Below are 20539 nucleotides of genomic sequence, written 5' to 3'. Positions count from 1 at the left end.
GGATCAGCAAAATTCTATCAAAGGTTACCACCTTCTAAAAATAAGGCTTTTCTTTTAAAGTTAGTTTAAAATGAATAGGTTATAATTTAAAAAAGTTGCAAAACTTACCCAAATAATATAAGGGATATAGAGTAGTCCTGCCCACTTATCAATTTTGTAAAAAACAATGGCGTTGATTATAATGGATAGCAATAATAGAGATATTTCTGCTAGTGCAAGTCCTATTTCATGGAGATAGAAGAAAAGGAATGACCAGGCTAAATTTAAAATGAGCTGAATAAAGTAGATGGCAACTGTACGCGGATAGTGTACAATGCTATCCCTTTTTATCCAAACTAAATACGCTGCAATCCCAATTAAAATATAGAGGGTAGTCCACACCGGAGCAAATAGCCAGTTAGGCGGATTAAAAGAAGGTTTGTTGATGGTGGGGTACCAGGTTTTTACAGATGATGCTGTTGCATAGCTGGCAAGCGCTCCAATGCCCAATGTAAGGGCTATGTTAATGATAAAAGCTACGGGTTTAAATTTCATGATCGGATTTTGGAACAAGAAACAATGATACGCAATAAATGTTTGCCTCTTCGCCTTTAATTGCGCTTCAGTATTGAGTTTTAATTTATAGCCAAAACAAAGCCCCTTGAAAAACATCAAGAGGCTTCCGAACTAATATTTAAAAAAGGCAATTATTTTGAATGTGCTAAAACTGAAGTTTCTGTTTCTGCAACGGCCCAGTTCCCAAAAGCTTTCTTAGCCGCAGATTTTGCAGTAGCTAGTTCAATGTTCCCCGCGATGGTTAAATAAGTTTTAGCAGGTGTAATCGAATGATAAAAAGATTTAACATCATCTATGGTTAATGCGGCAATGCTGTTCTCGTTAACACGTTGATCGTAGTCATAATCCTGAGCTTTTAAACTCATCAGTAACTTCGCCTTTCCATTATTGAAAGATTGCTCATTGATTGTTGCAGATTGAATTAAAGCAGCAAAATGGGTGAAGTCCTGATCGAAATCAGCGAAAGAAGTGTTCAGTTTTCCGCTATTGTCTTTAAAAGAGATGGGCGATTTTTTTTGAGTTCCCTCATTCAATACGGCATTTAATAATTCAACGATTCCGTCTTTCTCATTTTTGAATGCAGCTGCATCTAAGGTGAAGCTGGCGTAAGCTTTCGGAGAATGCTTGTTCTCAGAAACGATTACGTTCATTCCATTCTTTAATTTGAAGTTTACAGGTTCTTTAAATTCCTGTGACTTTACGCTCAAACTGCCCAAAACAGTGAGTGAGGATAATAAAATTGTTTTGAATAAGTGCATTGTACTCTGTTTTTTAATTTTCTTTTTTATTGAATAAATTTAGTGATGAACAAAATGAATTGCCATTAAAACACATTGTAAAGCCATTGTGCCACTGTGAAAGGGCATACTTACGTGGTGGAGAGTGATTTGGATTTTGCAAATATAATTATTTGTTCATTTTGTTCATTGTTATTCATTCTAATAATACTAATCACATATACTTAGATTTAATTTTTAGAAACGCGCTAGAAATGAACTGTCTTATTGTTGACGATAATGAGGTTGCCAGAAGTATATTAAAACAGTTAATGAAGATTGACAGTGAGTTAAATCTTGTTGCCGAGTGTGAAGATGCGATCGAAGCGCTTCTGGTTTTAAATAGGGTTAAGATAGATTTATTGCTTCTTGACATAGAAATGCCCAGGCTATCGGGGATGGATCTGGTTGGAGCTTTAGGACAAAACAAACCACTAATTATTTTGATTACCGCTAATCGTGATTATGCTGCTGATGCTTTTGATTTAAACGTGGTCGATTTCATTACCAAACCGGTAACCGCAGAACGTTTTCTGAAGGCCGTATTTAAAGCCAAAGAAATATTCAGGAATCAAAATTTATTTGGAGGTTCAGTTCAGGATGAATTTGTTTTTATTCGTGATTCGGGAACCATTAGAAGATTGAAGCTAAAGGATATTGACTACCTGGAAGCTAAAGGAGATCATGTAAAAATTTATCTATCCAATCAAACTTATACCATATACTCCAGCTTAAAATCTGTGGAGGAAAAATTACCGGCCGATATTTTTTTCAGGATACACCGCTCTTTCATCATCAATTTAAATAAAATTGACACCATGGAAGGCAGTACAGTAATTATAAATAAGGGTTTTGTGCCTGTTTCTGATGCTTACAGGGCAGCTTTAAATAAACGGATGCAAATACTTTAGTGCAAACTGGCAGATGTCGATAAAGAAGAATATAGAGGTTTTGGTTATTGTGGATGATGTTGCTGATCAGTTGTTTATATCCCGATTTTTGACCGAATATGAAACTGGTTTTGTACTTGTCGACAGTGAGGATGAAGCTTTAAATGCACTGAAAATATACCAATTCAGGCTGATATTTTTAAACACAGAATTAGGGGGAGGGGATGGCTACGCTGTAGCTAACCGCTTACGTTTTAAGCACAAACTGGTAACGCCTATTGTGGCGATTACCCGCGATGCTATCAGTGAAACAAAGGAGAAATGCTTTATCGCTGGTATGAATGCCTGCATTACCTACCCCATAGATAAAATTGCTTTTGTAGGCGTATTAACTCAATTTTTGGAATTGGGCTATCCTGAAATTGTGATTAAGGAGATTGATCAGTCATTTAGCACCATCAATTTAAGCTATTTGAAAGAGTTGAGTTTGGGTGACAGGAATTATGAAAGGGAGATGGCAGAGAAGTTTATTCACCATGTAAATACTGATTTGGAGTTACTCAAACAATATTTACATGAGGAAAATCACTTATTGTTTAACAAAACCCTACATCATTTGCGCTCTACCTTATATATTATGGGTTTAGATATTCAGGTAGAAATCATTCTTCAATACCTCTGTCAAAAGGATTTAAGCTGGCAAGAAGCTAGTCTGAAATTATCCGAGCTCAATCACATTTGTGAAGCAGCAAAAATGGAGGTGATTAAATTTTTATGGAATCTAAAAGTTGCTGGTTTTTAAGTTAGTACATTTCTGTTGGCTTTCTTTTCATATTTGCCTTCAATAAAACTTTTAATTTCTCTAATGGTTTCTTCTGGTTCGCTAATATGCGGAAAATGCCCGGTGGCCTTCATCACTTTTAAAAAGTTATTAGGGGTATGTTGTTGTATATAATCGCCCGCAGAAAGTGGCACCATAATATCATCTACACCCTGTAAAGTTAAGCTAGGTACTTTCAGCTGTTTTAATTTAGCTCTGCTATCAGATTTAAATGTAGCCATAGCAAAGGCGAGCGCAATGCTCGGGTCTGTAGCCTCAAAACATTCCTGCAAAAAGTCGCTAAGCTCCGGCCGATGCAGGTTCTGCATCACTGCAGGAGAGATGGCTTTGGTCCATCCAACATAGTCCTGGGCAATTTGCATGAATATCGCTTCAATATCGCTCATCTCGAAACCGCCAACATATTCTTTATCATTGAGGTAACGGGGAGAAGGCCCAATAAAGACTAATTTTTTAAAGATCTCAGGCTTTTGCAGCGCCGCAATCATGCCGATCATGCTACTTACGGAATGTCCAACAAAAATAATATCCTTGAGGTCTAGTGCTTCAATAATATCTACCACATCACAAGCGTAACCCTCCAGGGTAGAATATTTATGGTAATCATATTGACTTACATCTGAGTTTCCAGAACCTACGTAATCAAATAATACTAAGCGGTAGTCTTTTACAAAAGCGTCTGTAATAAATTTCCAGGAGTTTTGGGCACAGCCAAAACCATGAGCAAAAACAATCACTTGGCTTCCTTCACCAATGACGTTTACATTGTTTCTAACGATTATGGGATGCAAATTTTTACAGAATAAGGGTGAACAAATGTTTGGTTTCTTTAAGAAAGTTAGAGAATGTTCTAATCATCTCCAAATAATTTTAATAATGAACAAAGATGCTCAAAAAGGTTAAAATTCTTTCTTTGCACGATTCATATTTATCAGTTTTTGAATACCTGATCTTCCGGCCAGAATTTCTCCTTTTTCCTCCTCACTCTTTGCTCCTTGCTCCTTGTTCCTTGCTCCTTGCTCCTTCTTCCTCATGCTCTATATCAAACGTTTGCGCAGCAATTATCTGTTTGCATTGTGTTTTATTCTCCGCGAATCCTTTATATTGGTTGTAAACAACTGGAATTGGCCAGGAGTAATTTATCCTATGAGGGGTAATTTTTTTTAAAAGCGCTGTCCAGTAGTTGTCATGTTTAACCTAACCTGAATTAAATGAGAATTCCATTATTCCTTCTACTCTCTTTTTTCTGTCTGCAAGGCATCGCGCAGAAAAAGCCTAACGTCATATTAATTTGTGCCGACGATTTGGGTTATGGAGACCTGAGCTGCTACGGGGCTACCCAAATCAAAACTCCTAATCTGGAGAAGCTGGCTGCTGGGGGAGTACGCTTTACCAATGGACATTCCACTTCGGCCACCTGCACGCCTTCCAGGTATGCTTTAATGACAGGAGAATATCCATGGCGTAAAAAGGGAACGGGAATATTGCCGGGTGATGCAGCTTTGATTATTCCCAGAAACCGTAAAACTCTACCTCAAGTTTTTCAGGATGCTGGCTATCAAACAGCTATTGTAGGTAAATGGCACCTGGGTTTGGGCGAGCAGGTAGAGAAAAACTGGAATGAAGAAATAAAACCAGGACCTAACGAGGTGGGCTTTGGCTATTCGTTCATTTTTCCGGCCACAGCCGATCGGGTACCAACCGTTTTTGTAGAAGATCATCGTGTATTGGCTTTGGATAAAACAGATCCAATTGCCGTTAATTATCAGCAAAAGATTGGTAATGAGCCTACAGGAAAGGAAAATCCGGAATTACTAAAAATGAAAAGCTCGCCACAGCAAGGGCATGATAATACCATTGTGAATGGCATAGGCAGAATTGGATTTATGACCGGTGGCAAGATGGCCCGGTGGACAGATGAGGAACTTTCCCTTACCTTTTTAGCCAAGGCAAAGGAATTTATAGCAGCTAAAAACCAAGATCCGTTTTTTCTTTATTTTGCCTTAACGGAGCCACACGTTCCCCGTATGCCAGCCACCATGTTTAAAGATAAAAGTGGTTTGGGCGCAAGGGGAGACGCTATTTTGCAATTGGATTGGACTGTAGGTGAAATTATGAAGGAATTGGAAAACAGGGGTATTGCTAAAAATACCATGATCATCTTTACCAGCGACAATGGCCCGGTACTGGATGATGGTTATCAGGATGAGGCAGTAACACGTTTAAACGGACACAAGCCCACCGGAACTCTCAGAGGGGGAAAATACAGTGCGCTTGAAGGAGGAACACGCGTACCCTTTATCATTCATTGGCCTGCTGGTATTAAACCCGCTGTTTCTGGTGCCTTGGTATCACAAATTGATTTTCTAAAGTCTTTTGCAGCACTTTTTCAACAAAATATTCCTAACGGAATGGCTACAGATAGCGAAAACCAATGGGATGCTTTTATTGGTAAAAACAGGATAGGCAGATCGGTATATGTTGAGCAGGGTGGGGCACTTTCCATTATAAAAGATAATTGGAAATATATTACCCCACAAGCAGGCCCAGCTTACGCTAAGTTCGTAGGCATTGAAACAGGAAATTTGAGTTCGGCACAGCTATATGATTTAAGCAAGGATAAGGAGGAGAAGAACAATCTGGCCACAGCTCATCCAGATAAAGTAAAAGCGCTTGCAGCACTGCTGGAAGAAATTAAGAATAAGTAAGATTCAGGCTCTCTAAAAAACGGAATGGAGATTAGATTGGCTGGCACATGAATAGAAGTTTACCTGTTTGTTCTGAAGAATAGGCATAAATGATCGTGCATTTAGAGATGTAGTGGTTATCAGGCTGGGAAATATGTTGAAACAAAAAACGGGCAGAAGACTAATGCCTTTCCGCCCGTATCTAAATTAACGCTCTCAAGCGCTAAGGTAACATTACTTTCGTATACCTACAAAAATTGAGTGCTTTTTCTTTATTTCTTCATGAAAACTTCATTTTTCTGAAGCCTTTAATTTTAAATAGTGAAGGCTTATTTAATGATCCTCATAAGCCATTAATACATCATGAAGGCTGATACCGCATTTTTGCTCCAGCTTCTGTATTTCACGTTCATTTTCTATTAATGAGGCTTCGAGTTCTGATAGCAAAGTTAAACAAATCCCTTTGCTTAATCGGTTGGCAGCAAAATGCTTAAGGCGTTCTGCAAAAAATATCTCCAGGATGAGGAAGCTTAGTAAAAATGCATAATGTGAAAAAATGAAGTGACTTTCTCCCGATTGCTGTATGCCAATTTTAACAGCAATAAAATCAATTAAAATGGGTATAAGAATAATTGGAGCCAAACTAAAGACCTTGGTTTTAAAGCTCAACTGCTTTTCTGCACCATCAATCTTTAAACGGAAAGCTTCTTGCTTGGATTTTAAAGGCAGTGATCTGTTCTCTTTAGATTGATCGAGTACTGCCAGGCGTTTGCCATGATCAATATCAATCTTTCGCATTTCTTCCAGGATATTTTCCTCTAACTGATTAATTCTTTCCTGATCCGCTACGATAAATTCCTGCTCGGTAATTACTTTTTCCATTTCCACCAAATCTTCAGGCAAGCCCAGATAAAGTTTCTGTTCTACAGCTAATATTCGTTCATCGAGTTGTTTTTGCTGCTGCTTTAAGGCTTGGTATGCCGATTTACATTCACCCTTGAGTTCGTTGTACTGACTTTCTGCACCTAATAACGATGTACTGTAGTCCATAATGGCCAGCTCCTCCACATTTCTGGAAAAACTCTCCTGTAATCGGCGCAGTGTAGCAAAGCACTCGCTCGGACTGCTCTTCTGTTCTTGTAGTTCAGTTCTGAAGGCGGATAACTGCGCTCTGGACAATGGGGTAAATGGCATGTAGATTATACTTGTAAAGCCTAAAACTATAAAAATTATCCTAATATTAGGTAAAGTTGTTTGCTTGAAAGTATTAAGTTGACAATTGAAACAGGTTAATTGCCATTTTACATTTACTAGTATTAAATTTTTAACCACCTAAGGCACCTAAGAAATATAAGGTTGTTTCACTTTACCACTAAGCTTTGTTTTTTTCCATTTTACATCTCTCCATCTTACATTTTTAACCACCAAATAACACCAAGTTAATTTTAGGTGAAAGGTTGGTACTCTGAAAGCTGGGGATGCCTAGGCCTGATTCAGCTTTACCTTATCGTTCATGTGGCTTTTAGTCCTGATTCTACTCAGCGTTTCTACCCGCATTCCCAGAAAACTGGCCAAATAACGCAAAGGGATTTGGTTAAGATTAACACTCATATTTTTTAGTAATCGATCGTATCGTCCGGCAGCTGTAGGGATTCTGGCCAGTATTGAGCGCTCTGAAGCCTCGTGATATTGCAGTGCCAGAAGTTTTCTGCCTATTAAATTGGTTTCCTGAAAGTTTGCGTAAAGGAAATCGATTAACGTATAAGGAATTCTGATCAGTTCACATTCCTCTAAGGCATGGAGATATTCTACCGAGTGTCCGGGGTTTTCATGTGGATGACGAATGGCTCCGATAATTTCGTTGCCAAAGCTAAACCAGGTAGTAATATCTTTTCTACCCTCTTTAATAAAGCCACGAACAATACCACTGGTAACGAAATAAAGCGCTGCATTGCTATCAATGGGAGATAAAATATGCTTGTTTTTTTTTACCGTAACAAAGCTACATTCTTCCTCTAATTTATGGATGAATTCACTTGAAATGGTGCCATATTGTTTAAAAAACGATATCAGCGGATTTAGGGGCGAAATAATTGTTTGCATAATTTAATGGGATGAATTTAAATGCTGCAGGTGAAATAATGAGGGCTGGCAACCCAAGTTATGCCTGATTAATAATCTCTGGAATCAGAATTCTACCTGGATAGATAATGTATTTTGCCTTTTTTCATGCGAGGAGAGTTTAGTTTTGAACTTAATATACGAAGTTTACAACTATAAGGTTTGAAAAAATAGAAAAATATTTTGATAGGATAGATGTAAGAGGGAAGGATGTAAGAGGGAAGAATGGTAGATGGACTTAATAGCGATCGCCGGATCCCTTTTCCATCACGCAGATTATGTAAGGGGAAAGGGCGAACTAGATGTAAGATGGGAGGATGGAAGATGGACTTAATAGCGATTACGGGATCCCTTTTCCATCACGCAGATTATGTAAGAGGAAAGGGTGGGCTAGATGTAAGATGGGAGGATATAAGATGGACTTATTAGCGATTGCAAAGCCCATTTTCTATCACGCAGATTATGTAAGAGGAAAGGGTGGGCTAGATGTAAGATGGGAGGATTGAAGATGGACTTAATAGCGATAGCAGTTTCCCTTTTCCATCACCACATTTTCCATTGTTAGAAGTACAAACGCGTTAAGAATGCAAGATGTGTGGGATGGGGGTGCAGGGGCCATTTTCCATCACTACATTTTACATTAATTTAAACGTAGGGGAGTATGATGGAAGATGGAGCTCAACCGAAGTTTAGTCCAGCTTCCAACGCTATTTATATTGCGGTATATCCTCCATCTGCTATAATGTAGCTCCCGGTGGTAAATGATGATTTATCTGAACTTAAAAAAGCAACCAGATCTGCAATTTCCTGGGAAGTTCCTAACCTATTGATGGGGCTTTTTGCTGCGATTGCGTTTTTCGCTTCATCACTTAGATTAGCAGAAAGAAGAGGGGTTTCTATATAACCCGGCCCAACGGCATTGCACCTGATGTTTTTGGTGGCATACTCTGCAGCAATATTTTTGGTAAGCCCCACTACTGCATGTTTAGAGGCGGTGTAGGCCGGACTATTTGGAGCCGCAACCTGTCCGTGGATAGAGGCAATATTAATGATTGCGCCTCCACCATTTTTCTCCATCTGTTCAATTTCATATTTGCAGGCATAAAAAACACCATTTAAGTTCAGGTCAATTACGCGATCCCATTCTTCACACTCGTATCGTCCGGTTGGTTTAGCCGGGCCTCCAATTCCGGCATTGTTGCAGGCAATATCCAAACGACCATATTTTGATACTACTTCTTCTACCAATCTTTTGTTTTCTTCTGCTTTAGAAGAGTCGGCCTTTACCGTAATGGCCTCACCACCATTTTCTTTAATAATTTTAACAGTCTCATCGGCATGTTCTTCGTTAATATCGGCTACTACAACTTTGGCTCCTTCTTTTGCATAGGTTATGGCAATTGCACGGCCAATTCCAGATCCTGCTCCAGAAACCAAGGCCACTTTATTTTTTAATAATGACATAATTTATTGTTGTTAAATCTTACTGTTTTAACCGGCATCTCAGCGGAATGTTTGCCATTTAAATGTGTTTTGACATTCAGATAACCGATAGTATAAGAAATTAGAATGATGTAAAATGGATAGATGTAAGATGCAGGGAAAACGGAATTAGCTATTCGCCCAACTTAGATTTCTTAGGTACCTAAGGTGGTTAAAAATGTAAAATGGATAGATGCAAGAGGGACGGAAGGCTAAAAATTACTGCTGGCCCAACTTAGATTTCTTAGGTGCCTAAGGTGGTTGAAAATGTAAAATGGATAGATGTAAGATGGACGGAAGGCTAAAAATTACTGCTGGCCCAACTTAGATTTCTTAGGTGCCTAAGGTGGTTAGAAATGTAAAATGGATGGATGTAAGATGGACCGAATACGAAAATTAGCTTATTCGCCCAACTTAGATTTCTTAGGTGCCTAAGGTGGTTAAAAATGTAAATTGGGTAAATGGAAGGTAACTAAACCCTGGTGCCTTGGTGATGAACGTAACGCCTAAGCATTACTCTCAATTACCAATTTCATCTTCATCAGCCTATCTAAAAGTGGGGCATTTACTTTACTTGTCGGATTTGCGCGAAGAGGCTCAAAGTGGCTTTCTAAGAATTGGGCATAATCGTTTACCTTATCGGCAGGACTTAAATAAACGGGCATTTGGGGTTTGGCTGCATTTGCAAACCATTCTTCTAATTCTGAAATCGACATTTGGCAAAGTTAACCATTTAACCGCTTGTTAGGGATAGTAATTAAAAATTGTAATGTGCTGTATGTATGCTAATTCTGCGTGTATAACCTTAATTGGCGGGGATTATTAACTTAATGATAACAATGGATTAACCTTCAGGGGAACTATAATTTCTAAATTCGTTTTTAAGCTTGTATGTCGAATAAGTCAATGGTGTATCTGTTGCGCGCTGCAAAAAGCTAGAGATCATTAATGAGTATACGGGGAATAAATAAAAATTCTTTTGAGCACCTGATAGAGGCGCTTAACTATTTGGAGCGATTGCAGACTGCAATGGATGTAGAAAGCGAACAAGGCGACCAGTTAAAGGAAATTAGAGAAGAGCTCTTTCTGGTGTTTGGTAAGTATGAGAAACTGATTCAGGAACTTTGCGACCAGGTAGCCGTTTATCAGGATCTTTATTACAAAGTGAAGTTTCGTTTTTTGCCCGAAAAATTGAAGGCATTAAGAAGAACAGTCCCGGAAACTGCACAAGAATTTATTCTGTTAAGAGAAAGCATTCGTAAGAGCTACGGAAGCTAGTAACCATCGTTTTGCCATACAGTTTATAATAAGGTATTCTGCACCAGACATTATGCTAATATAGCAGGGCTATTTTCGCCGGAGTTTAACGCCTCCTATTAAAACACAATACATATGAATAGAAGATCCTTATTGAAGGGAGGTTTGCTGGCAGGAATTGGATTGCCATTTTTAGACCTGAAAGAAGTTATTGCAAATCCTGTTGGTAAAGGAAAGAAAGCTAAGAATATCATTATGATGGTGAGTGACGGTATGAGTACCGGAACATTAAACATGGCCGATCTCTATGCAAACAGGGCTTGGGGCCAAGGCAGTAAATGGTTGGGCTTATATCGCGAAAATAAGGCCGTTCGTGCCTTAATGGATACCGCTTCTGCCAGTTCTATGGTTACCGATTCGGCTGCCGCAAGTTCGTCATGGGGTGGAGGTATGCGTGTACCTAATGGCTCACTCAATGTTGGAGCTAAAGGTGAAAAACCACAACCTATACTTCAGAAATTCAAAGAACAAGGCAAAAAAGTAGGTTGCGTAACTACGGTACCCATTACCCATGCTACGCCTGCCGGATTTTGTGTGAATATTGATGACCGCGACGGGCAGGCCATCATTGCTAAAATGTATCTCGATCTTCGTTTTGATGTGATGATTGGTGGTGGAAGCAAATATTTTGGTGCAAAAAGAAAGGATGGCACAATTATTCCTGATTACCTGGCTAAAGGTTTTCAGGTGGCCGAAAATAAAAAAGAAATGCTAGCACTCGATAAATCTAAACCCGTATTAGGATTGTTTGCCGAGGATGGATTACCTTACGAAGTTGACCGTAAGCACGATCAGAGGTTAATGGATGCGGTACCTTCTTTGGCAGAGATGGCTATGACAGCAATTTCATTGATGAAAGAGCATAAGGAAGGTTTTGTGCTTCAAGTTGAAGGTGGAAAGGTAGACTGGGCTGCTCATTCTAATGATGTAAGTGGACTGATTTTCGATCAATTGGCTTTTGATGAGGCTGTAGGTAAAGTAATTGAATTTGCTGAGCAGGATGGAGAAACTTTGGTCATCATCACCACAGACCATGGAAATGCCAATCCTGGTTTATTTTATGCTGATGAAGCCGATAAGAAATTTGACAGCTTACAAAACTTTAAACACAGCAATACCTGGTTGCTTGCTCAGCTCAATCAATCACTTTCAGAACAAAAGATTAAAGAATTGATTTATGAGCATCAAGGTATAGCGATGAGCTCAGCTGATGTAAACTCACTAATGGTTCATTTTAAGGACATTGTTCCTGGAGCACTTTATAACGAATCAAACTTACCTTTTTACGAATATGGCAGACTGATGGGGAAATACACAGATGTGCAATGGGCAGGGATGAACCATACCGGAGATTATGTTGAGCTCACTATGTTTGGTCCGGGTTCAGAGAAATTAAAGCCATTTATAAAGAATTACGAAATACATAACCTGATGCTGGAGGCGGCAGAAATGCCTCAGCACTTTATCCATAAAATTTAAAAGCCATTGCGATTAACTGTATCTATTATGAAAATTAAATTAATTATATCTTTATTACTGCTCAGTACAATAGGTTTGAGCGGATTTGCACAACACTACACCGTCGGATCATTCAATATCCGCTATGACAATGCCGGCGATATCGGGAACCGCTGGGAGCAAAGAGCGCCGGTAGCGGCCAATTTGGTTCGCTTTCATCAATATGATGTTTTTGGTATTCAGGAAGGACTAAAAAATCAGGTAGATGATTTACAAAGGCTATTGCCCGAATTTGAGCACTATGGTTTAGGTAGAGATGATGGTAAAGATGCCGGCGAGCATTCGACCATCTTCTATAAAAAAGATAAATTTAAACTATTAAAAAAAGGAGACTTTTGGTTGTCGGAAACACCAGATAAACCAGGTTTAGGTTGGGATGCCACCTGCTGCAACAGAGTTTGTAGCTGGGTTTATCTGGAAGATGTAAGCACCAAAAAGAAATTCTATTACTTCAATGCACATTTTGATCATCAGGGAAAGATTGCCCGGGTGGAAAGCGGGAAGTTGATGGTTAAGAAAATCAAGGAAATTGCCGGTAATACCCCAGCTATTTTTACCGGAGATCTTAATGGCGGACACAAAAGTGAATGGTATCTAACCCTCGCTAATTCGGGTTCATTAACAGATACTTATACTCAGGTTAAAAATCCCTATGTTAACAATTCTTCATTCAATGCCTGGGGGAAAAATGTTGATGGTTACGAAATTATCGATCATGTTTTCGTAACAAAAGGCATCGTAGCCAACCGTTGGGGAATACTAACCGATACTTATCATGGCAAGTTTGTTTCCGATCACTTCCCAATTTTGGTTGATGTAACTTTTTAATTTTTAATGATTGAATTTTGAATGAGTGAATTTTGAATGAGTGAATGATTTGGTTAGTACGCCTGCACATTCACTCATTCTATCCTCCACTCATTCTCTCATTTTGGTAATGATTGAATTTTGAATGAGTGAGTTTTGAATGGTTAGTACGCCTGTACATTCACTCATTCCATCCTTCTCTCATTCTCTCATTTTGGTAATGATTGAATTTTGAATGAGTGAATTTTGAATGGTAAGTACGCCCATGCATTCTATCCTTCTCTCATCCTCTCATTTTTTAATGATTGAATTTTGAATGAGTGAGTTTTGAATGGTTACTACGCCTGCACATTCACTCATTCCATCCTTCACTCATCCTCTCATTCACTTTTCCTGTATAATAAAAAGCTACTTGTGTGAACTTGGTTTACAATTTTATTCCTAATTCGTTTAAGACCAAAAGATCTTCTTAACTTCATAGAGCCCTCTTAGCTAAATTGAATTATTAACCTAAAATCATCCCCAACATGAGAACTGGAATAGTTATCTCCTATAATGGATTTGCTGGATCTGGGATAATAAAAGACCCCAATAATCAAAAGATCAGATTTCGTCAGTCACAACTTTTTGATCTGTTGAATAAATTTGATGTAGTAGAGTATGAAATCGAATTAACTGAATCTGGTTTAATGGCAGTAGATGTTAAGGCTATAAAAAATCTGGAGGGTTCACATCTTAACCTGGGAGCAATTGTGCATTAGTAGCTTATTGTTTTTAAGTACATTAGTATACCTGAAACCTCATAAAACAAAAACGAGACACACAGTGTACACCGTGGTCTCGTTTCTTTGCGGAAAATAATTGTGATCAATCAGGGAAGTATTATTCCCAGCCTTGATTTTGCTTTAAATTCGGATTGCGTTGAAGATCACTTAGGGGAATAGGATAGTAATAGTTCCTTTCGTTCCACTTTCTTGGTATTTCCTTCATCCAGGTCAATTCGCCCGATGATCCGTTTTTCAGTAATTGAGAGTTTACAGCGTTTCCAACAGTTGCTGAAACATCTACATAAGTTACACCGCTCACACCTGGGTTTGGACGCGTACCTTGATAGAAAGCCACATCCAGGATACCATCTTCATTTAAATCCATTGGTGTATTTAATGCTGGCACATAGAAGCCATTCCATTCCTGCTCCATCAAGGGGCCTCTTTTCCATCTCAATAAATCAGGGAAACGTAAACCCTCCAGACTGAGCTCAATGCCTCTTTCTCTTCTGATTTCCAATAGGGTAGCATCAGAAATTCCTGGAAAGTAGTTGGTGACCAAATAGCTGTCTACAATTGTAGGCTTGGTGGTCAATCCGCCGGTAATACCTGCTCTAGATCTTAGCGCCCCAATAGTTAAAGCCCAATCAGCATCCGTTAAAGTTCCCAGTTCTGCCTTTGCTTCTGCATAGTTAAGCAATACTTCCGCATAACGATATAAAGCAATAGCATTGGTATTTAAGGCGCCGGCATCAAAATAAATATCATCAAGCGTCCATTTAATGGGCTGATAACCCGTAAAAGTGTAAGAGAAAACTGGTGGTGCAGGAATCTGCTGACCATTGCTGATACGCTTGTAATCGCCCAAACGGATGGTTTGTTTTAACCGGAGATCACGATTTTTAACCTCATCTTTAAACAGCATGGTTGGATAAGCCGGATCATTGGTGAAAGGTGTCCCGTCAAGTTTCAGATAAGTGTTGATAAAAGTACGGGTAAAGCTAGCTTTTGCACCGTAAGTGCCACTCGTCCACCACCAGTTAGCTTCATTTAATACCCCTAAATTAACATCAGATACAGCTGCTTGTAAAACTTCTGAAGCCACAGGAGTGTTGCTGGTAAACACCTGACGGTATGATGAACCAGGGCCACCACTTGTATTAAGAGAATAACCTCCCTTTTTCATAATTTCATCTGCCGCTGAAGCCGATTCCTCTAACCATTTATTTGCCGTTGAAGCCAGGTTCAGATAAGTGTGGTATTTTCTGAAAGTACCTTCGAAAAGGCAGATCCTCGATTTTAAAGCATAAGCTACCCATTTGGTGATGGTTGTACGGCTAGGATCATTGGTAGCCTGAATATTGGCACAGGCAAAATTAAGATCTGCCAAAACCGAATCCATTACCAAAGCACGTTTATCCCTTCTCGCATTTAAGGCAGGATCATCAATATCAAGTGGTTTACCTATCCAGGGAACATCTCCAAAGCGCTTAACTTTTTCCATGTAAAAATAAGCTCTGAAATAACGTGCTATACCTAAATAGTTGTTTCTTACTGCTGCCGGAACCGCCTGATCATTACAGTTGACAATAAAATAGTTGATGTTCCTTAAGTCTCTCCAGTCCCAGCCAGAACTGTTATTGGCTCCAAAGCCACCCTCACGGATAAAGTCTTGCACAGCCCTTACCGCAAGATAATCAGACATGGCATCCTGGCTCGTAGAATTTCTAGGGAGAAAATCCATACTGTAAAAGGAGTTTGTATAGAGTTTTAACCCATTTTCGGTGCCAAAAATAGCTTGTTTAGATGCTGAAGATTGTGGTTGCTGATCTAATTTTTTACAGGCAGCAAAACCTAAGCAACCCAATAGCATCAGTATATATTGTTTTTTCATCTTATGTTATTCTTAATTATTAATGGATTAAAATCCGATGTTTAATCCCAGTGAAAAGCTTTTCATCAAAGGATAGTTATACCCATCGCCATTTGTACTATTTGGATTCAAATCCTGATCAGAAGGAACAGCATTTTCAACATCAATGGTGTTTTTCACAACTTTATACATAGGTGAGTAGCTGAATAAATTTTCTCCTGAGAAAAAAACTTTGGCGCTTCGTCCACCAATACGATGTACCCATTTGTCTGGTAAGGTATAACCAACCTGAATGTTTTTCATTCTGATGTAGGCTACGTTTTGCAAATAGCGTGTTTGTGCAACCCCCAAAGTACGGTTGGTATTATTAGATGCTGCCCTCGACATGGTTCTTGGAAAGTAAGCATCAGTATTTTGAGGTGTCCACATGTTGCCTAAATGGAAAGTAGGAATGTTGTTGTAAGGTCTGTTGTATTGACCCCAAAACATCTCAGTTTCTGTGCTTGGATACCATTGCTGCTTTCCTACACCCTGAAAAAATACTGAGAAAAAAACATTGTGCCAATCTGCACCCAAATTAATACCATACATATACCTTGGAGCAGAATTTCCGATAATTCTTCTATCGCCCGATTTGCCCACTTTGTTTTCGCCAACGTTAATTAACCCATCTCCGTTTAGATCTCTTAACTTAATATCGCCAGGAAACCATTTGCCACTAGGAGAAGCCCGCATTTGCGGATCTTGTTTGGCATGAGCCGCAATATCAGCATCATCAATAAAGAAACCTTCGGTTTCGTAGCCCCAAATTTCTCCTAAAGTTTGCCCCTCGTAGTAATCAGTCAGCACTTTATCAGGGTTATTGTATTTATCTATTTTCGTTTTATTATCTGCCAAGGTTAACCGTACATTATATCGTAAAGGTTTGTCTCCCTTACCAATTCTATCATTCCAGCTCACAGAAGCTTCCCAACCGCGGGTAGTTAAATTGGCATAATTTCCTTTTGGTGGGGTAGCACCAAAAATAGCTGGTGGAGTAAGCCCTAAGGTGAACATATCTGTGGTTTTACGGATATAGGCATCGCCTGTAAAAGATAAACGGCCCGAGAACATGGTCAGGTCCAAACCTAAGTTGGTAGTAGTCGAAGTTTCCCAGGTTAATCCATCGGGTAATACCAGAGGTATTCTCGTGGTTTGAGGCTTAACACCGTTTAAAATAATATTGGATTGAGAAATATTGAAGATTTCCTGAAACTCATAAGAGTTGATATTTCCGTTGCCCAGAGAACCATATGAGCCCCTTATTTTCAAATCTGAGATGATTTTGTCAGACACTTTCCAAAATGGTTCCTTGGTTACTTTCCAGCCGGCAGAAACGGAAGGGAAAAAACCGTAACGTTGGTTGGAAGGGAATTTGGAAGATCCATCATAGCGGGCATTAATCTCCAATAGGTATCTGTCTTTGAAGGAATAGTTCAATCTGGAAAAACCACCTAATATGGCCCATTGCTCATAGCCTCCACCGGTTGTAATCGATTGGCCCTGGGCCAGGTTAAGGTCTGTTGCATCCTCGAAAATGATACCGTTACGTTGAACGGCTACCCGGTTGTAAGTAGATTGCTCATAGTTATAACCCACCATTGCTTTCAGGTAATGATCGCTACCAAAGCGCTCTTCAAACTCCGCATAAATGTTGGTGGCCAGGTAATTGGTTTCACGCTGATCGAATAGCAAGTCGTTGGTTGTTGTTCCTACATAAGAAATAACGCCTTTTGTATTGCTATAAGGTACCTGAACTCTTTTCTGATCTTTATCTTCATTGGTGTTTCTAAATGTAAAGTCGGCATTTACCCTCAGTTTATTGTTGAAGAAATTACTTCTCAATCCGGTAATATTGCGGAAAACTTCCCGGCGGGTATCAATACCATTTTTACCATAAATAAAATCACCAACGGTATAAGCCGCCGCAAAGGTGAGAGAACCATCCGGGTTAAAAATAGGCATTGTTGGTTTACCTTCATCGGCAATATTTCTCCAGATTCCGCCTCCTTCACCAACGTTAATAGGGTTGTGGTAATTCATTACTGAGTAATCGGCATTGTTATCAATACTCAACCAGGGAAATACCTGGATAGTTCCTCTAGCACGAATGTTTTTCATTTCGTAATCGTCACTGTTATAACGGAATAAGCCATCCTGCTTTAAGAATCTACCCGATACCAGATAAGAAGCTTTATCACTACCCCCGCTTACCGAAAGGTTATTTTCAAATGCTGCGGTGTTTTTCTTATAAAGTTCTGCGTAATAGTCGGTGCTACCGTAATAGGTATACTCACCAGTTGTTGGGTTTACTTCGATTTGGTTATAAGGTTGTCCTGACTCGGATCTTCTCTTAAATTCATCTAAGTAGGCTTGAGAAAACTTTTGTGTTTTGTTAGCATTTTGAGGAAAAGCCCCGTCACCGTTAACGAAAGCTTCGGCGAACATTTTAGCCCAGGTATAACCGTCTGTTACAAACTCCGGAACTTGTAAAGGGCTCTTTAGCGCATAGTTGGTAGAATAATTAATGCTTGTACGTCCTTTCTCTGCCTTTTTTGTTGTAATTAATACTACACCAAATACTCCTCTGGCACCGTAAATAGCTGCAGAAGCGGCATCTTTTAAAATAGAAACTGTTTCTATATCGTTAGGATTAAGTAAGCTTGGATCACCTTCAAATCCATCAATGAGGATTAAGGCGTTACCACCCTGGCCAATGGAAGTTGTACCCCTGATGTTGTACTTTGGCGATTGCGTGGGCTTACCGTCTAGCATTTTAAGGTTTAAGTTAGGTAGTAAACCCTGAAGACCTTGGGTAAGATTGGTAATAGGTCTGTTTTCGAGGCTTTTAGAAGTAATCTGGTCTACTGCACCAGTGGCATTTTCTCTTTTTTGAGTACCGTAACCCACAACCAAAACCTCATTAAGTGTGCCTGTTTCACCTTTTAAGGTAATGTTTAACGACGTGTTTTCTTTGGCCTTAACCACAACTTTATCGAAGGTAACTGTGGTGTAAGATATAAACCTTACCACCAGATTATAAGTGCCGGTAGGTACGTTTACACTGAAGCTACCATTGAGGTCGCTTTGAACAACTTTATTGAGTTCTTTAATTAAAACGCTGGCTCCGGGAAGGGGTTCTCCCTTTTCATCAACAATTTTACCGCTGATGGTTCCAGACTCTTGCTGATTTGATGTAGCAAAGTTGCCTTTTAAATTCTCGGCCGCCATAACAGGAGCCGTAATTGCACTTGTCAGAAAGCAAGCCAATGACGAGCAAAGTACAACTTTCTGCATGAGCAGTAGTGGTTTTTTCATTTGTTAATTAATTAGTTTTTCTCGGTTCGTAAACCGATTTAGTTTATTTGTCCTAAACCCTTAGGTGCCGCAAAACTACTGGCCCCATATAAACCCTGCGTTAATATAATTTAATCTCTAAGGCGATTCTCGGTAACCGTCCTGCTGAATTTATTTCAGCATCTTTAGTGTAAGACCCTGAAACAAGTTCAGGGTGACGGGATTTTGGAGTGGATTTTAGAAGAGATTTTCTTCACAACCGTCCTGCTGAATTTATTTCAGCATCTTTAGTATAAGCCCCTGAAAAAAGTTCAGTGTGACGGATTTTGGATTTGATTTTAGAAGAGATTTTCTTCATATCGTCCTGCTGAATTTATTTCAGCACCTTTAGTGTAAGACCCTGAAACAAGTTCAGGGTGACGGGATTTTGGAGTGGATTTTAGAAGAGATTTTCTTCACAACCGTCCTGCTGAATTTATTTCAGCATCTTTAGTATAAGCCCCTGAAACAAGTTCAGGGTGAAGGATTTTGAATTTTATTTTAGAAGAGAACTTCTTCATAATCGTCCTGCTGAATTTATTTCAGCATCTTTAGTGTAAGACCCTGAAACAAGTTCAGGATGACGGGATTTTGGATTTGATTTTAGAAGAGATTTTCTTCACAATCGTCCTGCTGAATTTATTTCAACACCTTTAGTTGTAAGGCCCTGAAAAAAGTTCAGGGTGACGGATTTTGGAGTGGATTTTAGAAGAGAACTTCTTCATAATCGTCCTGCTGAATTTATTTCAGCATCTTTAGTGTAAGGCCCTGAAACAAGTTCAGGGTGACGAGCATAATTAGAGATCTAATAATAAATCCCATTAAAAATCCCGTCTTGCTGAACTTGTTTCAGCATCTTAATACGGTACCCCTGCCTTGTAAAGAGAAATCATCAATCAAAGCCTAACAAAAATTCATGTATTGATAACGTTAATTTAAACTAGCAGGATGTTAAAGCTGATATTTTTGCCCACGCAATGGGGAAGGATATGATATATGGCATCAAAACTGGAGATATGGCCGTTTTCAATAACGCCTATCTCAATTATCATAAGCCAATCTATGATTTTGTTTTTTACAAAACACAATCAGATTTCATTGCTTCAGAGGTAGTTCAGCTCACCTTTATCCGGTTGTGGGAGCGGCGAACAGCTCTGGTTGACAACCTCGAATTAAACATTCAGCTTTTTGGAATGGCTCGACAGGTCATGATCGATCAGCTTAGAAAGGAGGCTACGCGCTTTCGCTATAACCAACAATCTGATCAACATCCTTTTACTGATAATCTGATGAACATGATTGAGAGCAAGGATATGTTGAAACAGTTTGAGCAAGAGATTGCCGCCATGCCACCCATAAGAAAAACGGTATTCAATTTAAGCCGGAATAATGGTCTTTCTTATGCAGAGATTGCAGAAATCATGGACATATCTACCAAAACTGTCGAAAGCCACATCGGAAAAGTACTCTCCAGGTTAAAGCAATATATGTTCAATATTTTGTTCTAAAGCCTAAACTTATTTTTTTCAA

18 protein-coding genes are annotated in these 20539 nt (G+C 39.2%); 8 read left to right on the top strand and 10 right to left on the bottom strand.

Annotated elements, in window-relative coordinates; all coding sequences use genetic code 11:
- Window positions 1-60 precede the first annotated feature (60 nt).
- Both BMX11_RS02340 and BMX11_RS02335 read right to left on the bottom strand, forming a co-directional pair.
- The gene (locus BMX11_RS02340; protein WP_090881196.1) at window positions 61-534 is read right to left on the bottom strand and encodes a TspO/MBR family protein; all 474 of its coding nucleotides are present in this window, start codon (window positions 532-534) and stop codon (window positions 61-63) included.
- Window positions 535-686: 152 nt separating this feature from the next.
- On the bottom strand, window positions 687-1313 hold the full coding sequence (locus BMX11_RS02335) for a peptidase M16 family protein (RefSeq protein WP_090880809.1): 627 nt from the start codon (window positions 1311-1313) through the stop codon (window positions 687-689).
- A 233-nt stretch (window positions 1314-1546) separates the two neighbouring features.
- On the opposite strand from BMX11_RS02335, the gene BMX11_RS02330 reads away from it, so the two are divergent.
- On the top strand, window positions 1547-2242 hold the full coding sequence (locus BMX11_RS02330; protein ID WP_090880805.1) for a LytR/AlgR family response regulator transcription factor: 696 nt from the start codon (window positions 1547-1549) through the stop codon (window positions 2240-2242).
- A gap of 13 nt (window positions 2243-2255) precedes the next feature.
- Window positions 2256-3023, top strand: coding sequence for a response regulator (locus BMX11_RS02325; protein ID WP_090880802.1), 768 nt, complete (start codon window positions 2256-2258; stop codon window positions 3021-3023).
- Here the strand turns inward: BMX11_RS02325 and BMX11_RS02320 are convergent.
- Both BMX11_RS02320 and BMX11_RS24720 read right to left on the bottom strand, forming a co-directional pair.
- The gene (locus BMX11_RS02320) at window positions 3020-3853 is read right to left on the bottom strand and encodes an alpha/beta fold hydrolase (protein WP_090880799.1); all 834 of its coding nucleotides are present in this window, start codon (window positions 3851-3853) and stop codon (window positions 3020-3022) included. The two genes, BMX11_RS02325 and BMX11_RS02320, sit on opposite strands and share 4 nt — an antisense overlap.
- A 108-nt stretch (window positions 3854-3961) precedes the next feature.
- Window positions 3962-4096, bottom strand: a complete 135-nt coding sequence (locus tag BMX11_RS24720; protein ID WP_262502413.1) for a hypothetical protein — start codon at window positions 4094-4096, stop codon at window positions 3962-3964.
- 177 nt (window positions 4097-4273) lie between these two features.
- Between BMX11_RS24720 and BMX11_RS02315 the strand changes: the two genes are divergently transcribed.
- Window positions 4274-5770, top strand: coding sequence for a sulfatase family protein (locus BMX11_RS02315; RefSeq protein ID WP_090880796.1), 1497 nt, complete (start codon window positions 4274-4276; stop codon window positions 5768-5770).
- A gap of 312 nt (window positions 5771-6082) precedes the next feature.
- Here BMX11_RS02315 and BMX11_RS02310 read toward each other — a convergent pair whose 3' ends face one another.
- The 4 genes from BMX11_RS02310 to BMX11_RS02290 all read right to left on the bottom strand — a co-directional run bounded on the left by BMX11_RS02310 (window position 6083) and on the right by BMX11_RS02290 (window position 10068).
- Window positions 6083-6943: a hypothetical protein gene (locus BMX11_RS02310; RefSeq protein ID WP_090880793.1), complete on the bottom strand. Its 861-nt coding sequence runs from the start codon at window positions 6941-6943 to the stop codon at window positions 6083-6085.
- A 288-nt stretch (window positions 6944-7231) separates the two neighbouring features.
- Window positions 7232-7852: a Crp/Fnr family transcriptional regulator gene (locus BMX11_RS02305; RefSeq protein ID WP_090880790.1), complete on the bottom strand. Its 621-nt coding sequence runs from the start codon at window positions 7850-7852 to the stop codon at window positions 7232-7234.
- Between the two features lie 729 nt (window positions 7853-8581).
- On the bottom strand, window positions 8582-9334 hold the full coding sequence (locus BMX11_RS02295) for an SDR family NAD(P)-dependent oxidoreductase (RefSeq protein WP_090880784.1): 753 nt from the start codon (window positions 9332-9334) through the stop codon (window positions 8582-8584).
- A gap of 524 nt (window positions 9335-9858) precedes the next feature.
- The gene (locus tag BMX11_RS02290; RefSeq protein ID WP_090880781.1) at window positions 9859-10068 is read right to left on the bottom strand and encodes a DUF6965 family protein; all 210 of its coding nucleotides are present in this window, start codon (window positions 10066-10068) and stop codon (window positions 9859-9861) included.
- A 232-nt stretch (window positions 10069-10300) separates the two neighbouring features.
- On the opposite strand from BMX11_RS02290, the gene BMX11_RS02285 reads away from it, so the two are divergent.
- From BMX11_RS02285 to BMX11_RS02270, 4 genes are all read left to right on the top strand, one after another.
- Window positions 10301-10630, top strand: a complete 330-nt coding sequence (locus BMX11_RS02285) for a hypothetical protein (protein ID WP_139180115.1) — start codon at window positions 10301-10303, stop codon at window positions 10628-10630.
- Window positions 10631-10744: 114 nt separating this feature from the next.
- Window positions 10745-12148 carry an alkaline phosphatase gene (locus BMX11_RS02280; RefSeq protein WP_090880775.1) on the top strand — a complete coding sequence of 468 codons (1404 nt, stop codon included), beginning with the start codon at window positions 10745-10747 and terminating at the stop codon, window positions 12146-12148.
- A gap of 27 nt (window positions 12149-12175) precedes the next feature.
- Complete coding sequence (locus BMX11_RS02275) at window positions 12176-13015, top strand: endonuclease/exonuclease/phosphatase family protein (RefSeq protein WP_090880772.1); 840 nt, start codon at window positions 12176-12178, stop codon at window positions 13013-13015.
- Between the two features lie 506 nt (window positions 13016-13521).
- Window positions 13522-13755 (top strand): hypothetical protein, encoded by a 234-nt coding sequence (locus BMX11_RS02270; RefSeq protein ID WP_090880770.1) that lies wholly within the window; start codon window positions 13522-13524, stop codon window positions 13753-13755.
- A gap of 121 nt (window positions 13756-13876) precedes the next feature.
- Here the strand turns inward: BMX11_RS02270 and BMX11_RS02265 are convergent, their stop codons facing one another.
- Together BMX11_RS02265 and BMX11_RS02260 are read right to left on the bottom strand one after the other, a co-directional pair.
- Window positions 13877-15655 (bottom strand): RagB/SusD family nutrient uptake outer membrane protein, encoded by a 1779-nt coding sequence (locus BMX11_RS02265; protein ID WP_090880767.1) that lies wholly within the window; start codon window positions 15653-15655, stop codon window positions 13877-13879.
- Between the two features lie 27 nt (window positions 15656-15682).
- Window positions 15683-18991: a SusC/RagA family TonB-linked outer membrane protein gene (locus BMX11_RS02260; RefSeq protein WP_245738558.1), complete on the bottom strand. Its 3309-nt coding sequence runs from the start codon at window positions 18989-18991 to the stop codon at window positions 15683-15685.
- 1034 nt (window positions 18992-20025) lie between these two features.
- Here BMX11_RS02260 and BMX11_RS02255 point away from each other — a divergent pair.
- Entirely contained in the window at window positions 20026-20517 is a 492-nt protein-coding gene (locus tag BMX11_RS02255) for an RNA polymerase sigma factor (protein WP_245738557.1), read from the top strand.
- Window positions 20518-20539: the final 22 nt, after the last annotated feature.

The organism is Pedobacter rhizosphaerae (assembly GCF_900111155.1).
In the GTDB taxonomy this organism is placed as follows: domain Bacteria; phylum Bacteroidota; class Bacteroidia; order Sphingobacteriales; family Sphingobacteriaceae; genus Pedobacter; species Pedobacter rhizosphaerae.
This window is presented reverse-complemented; position numbering and strand designations above follow the sequence as displayed.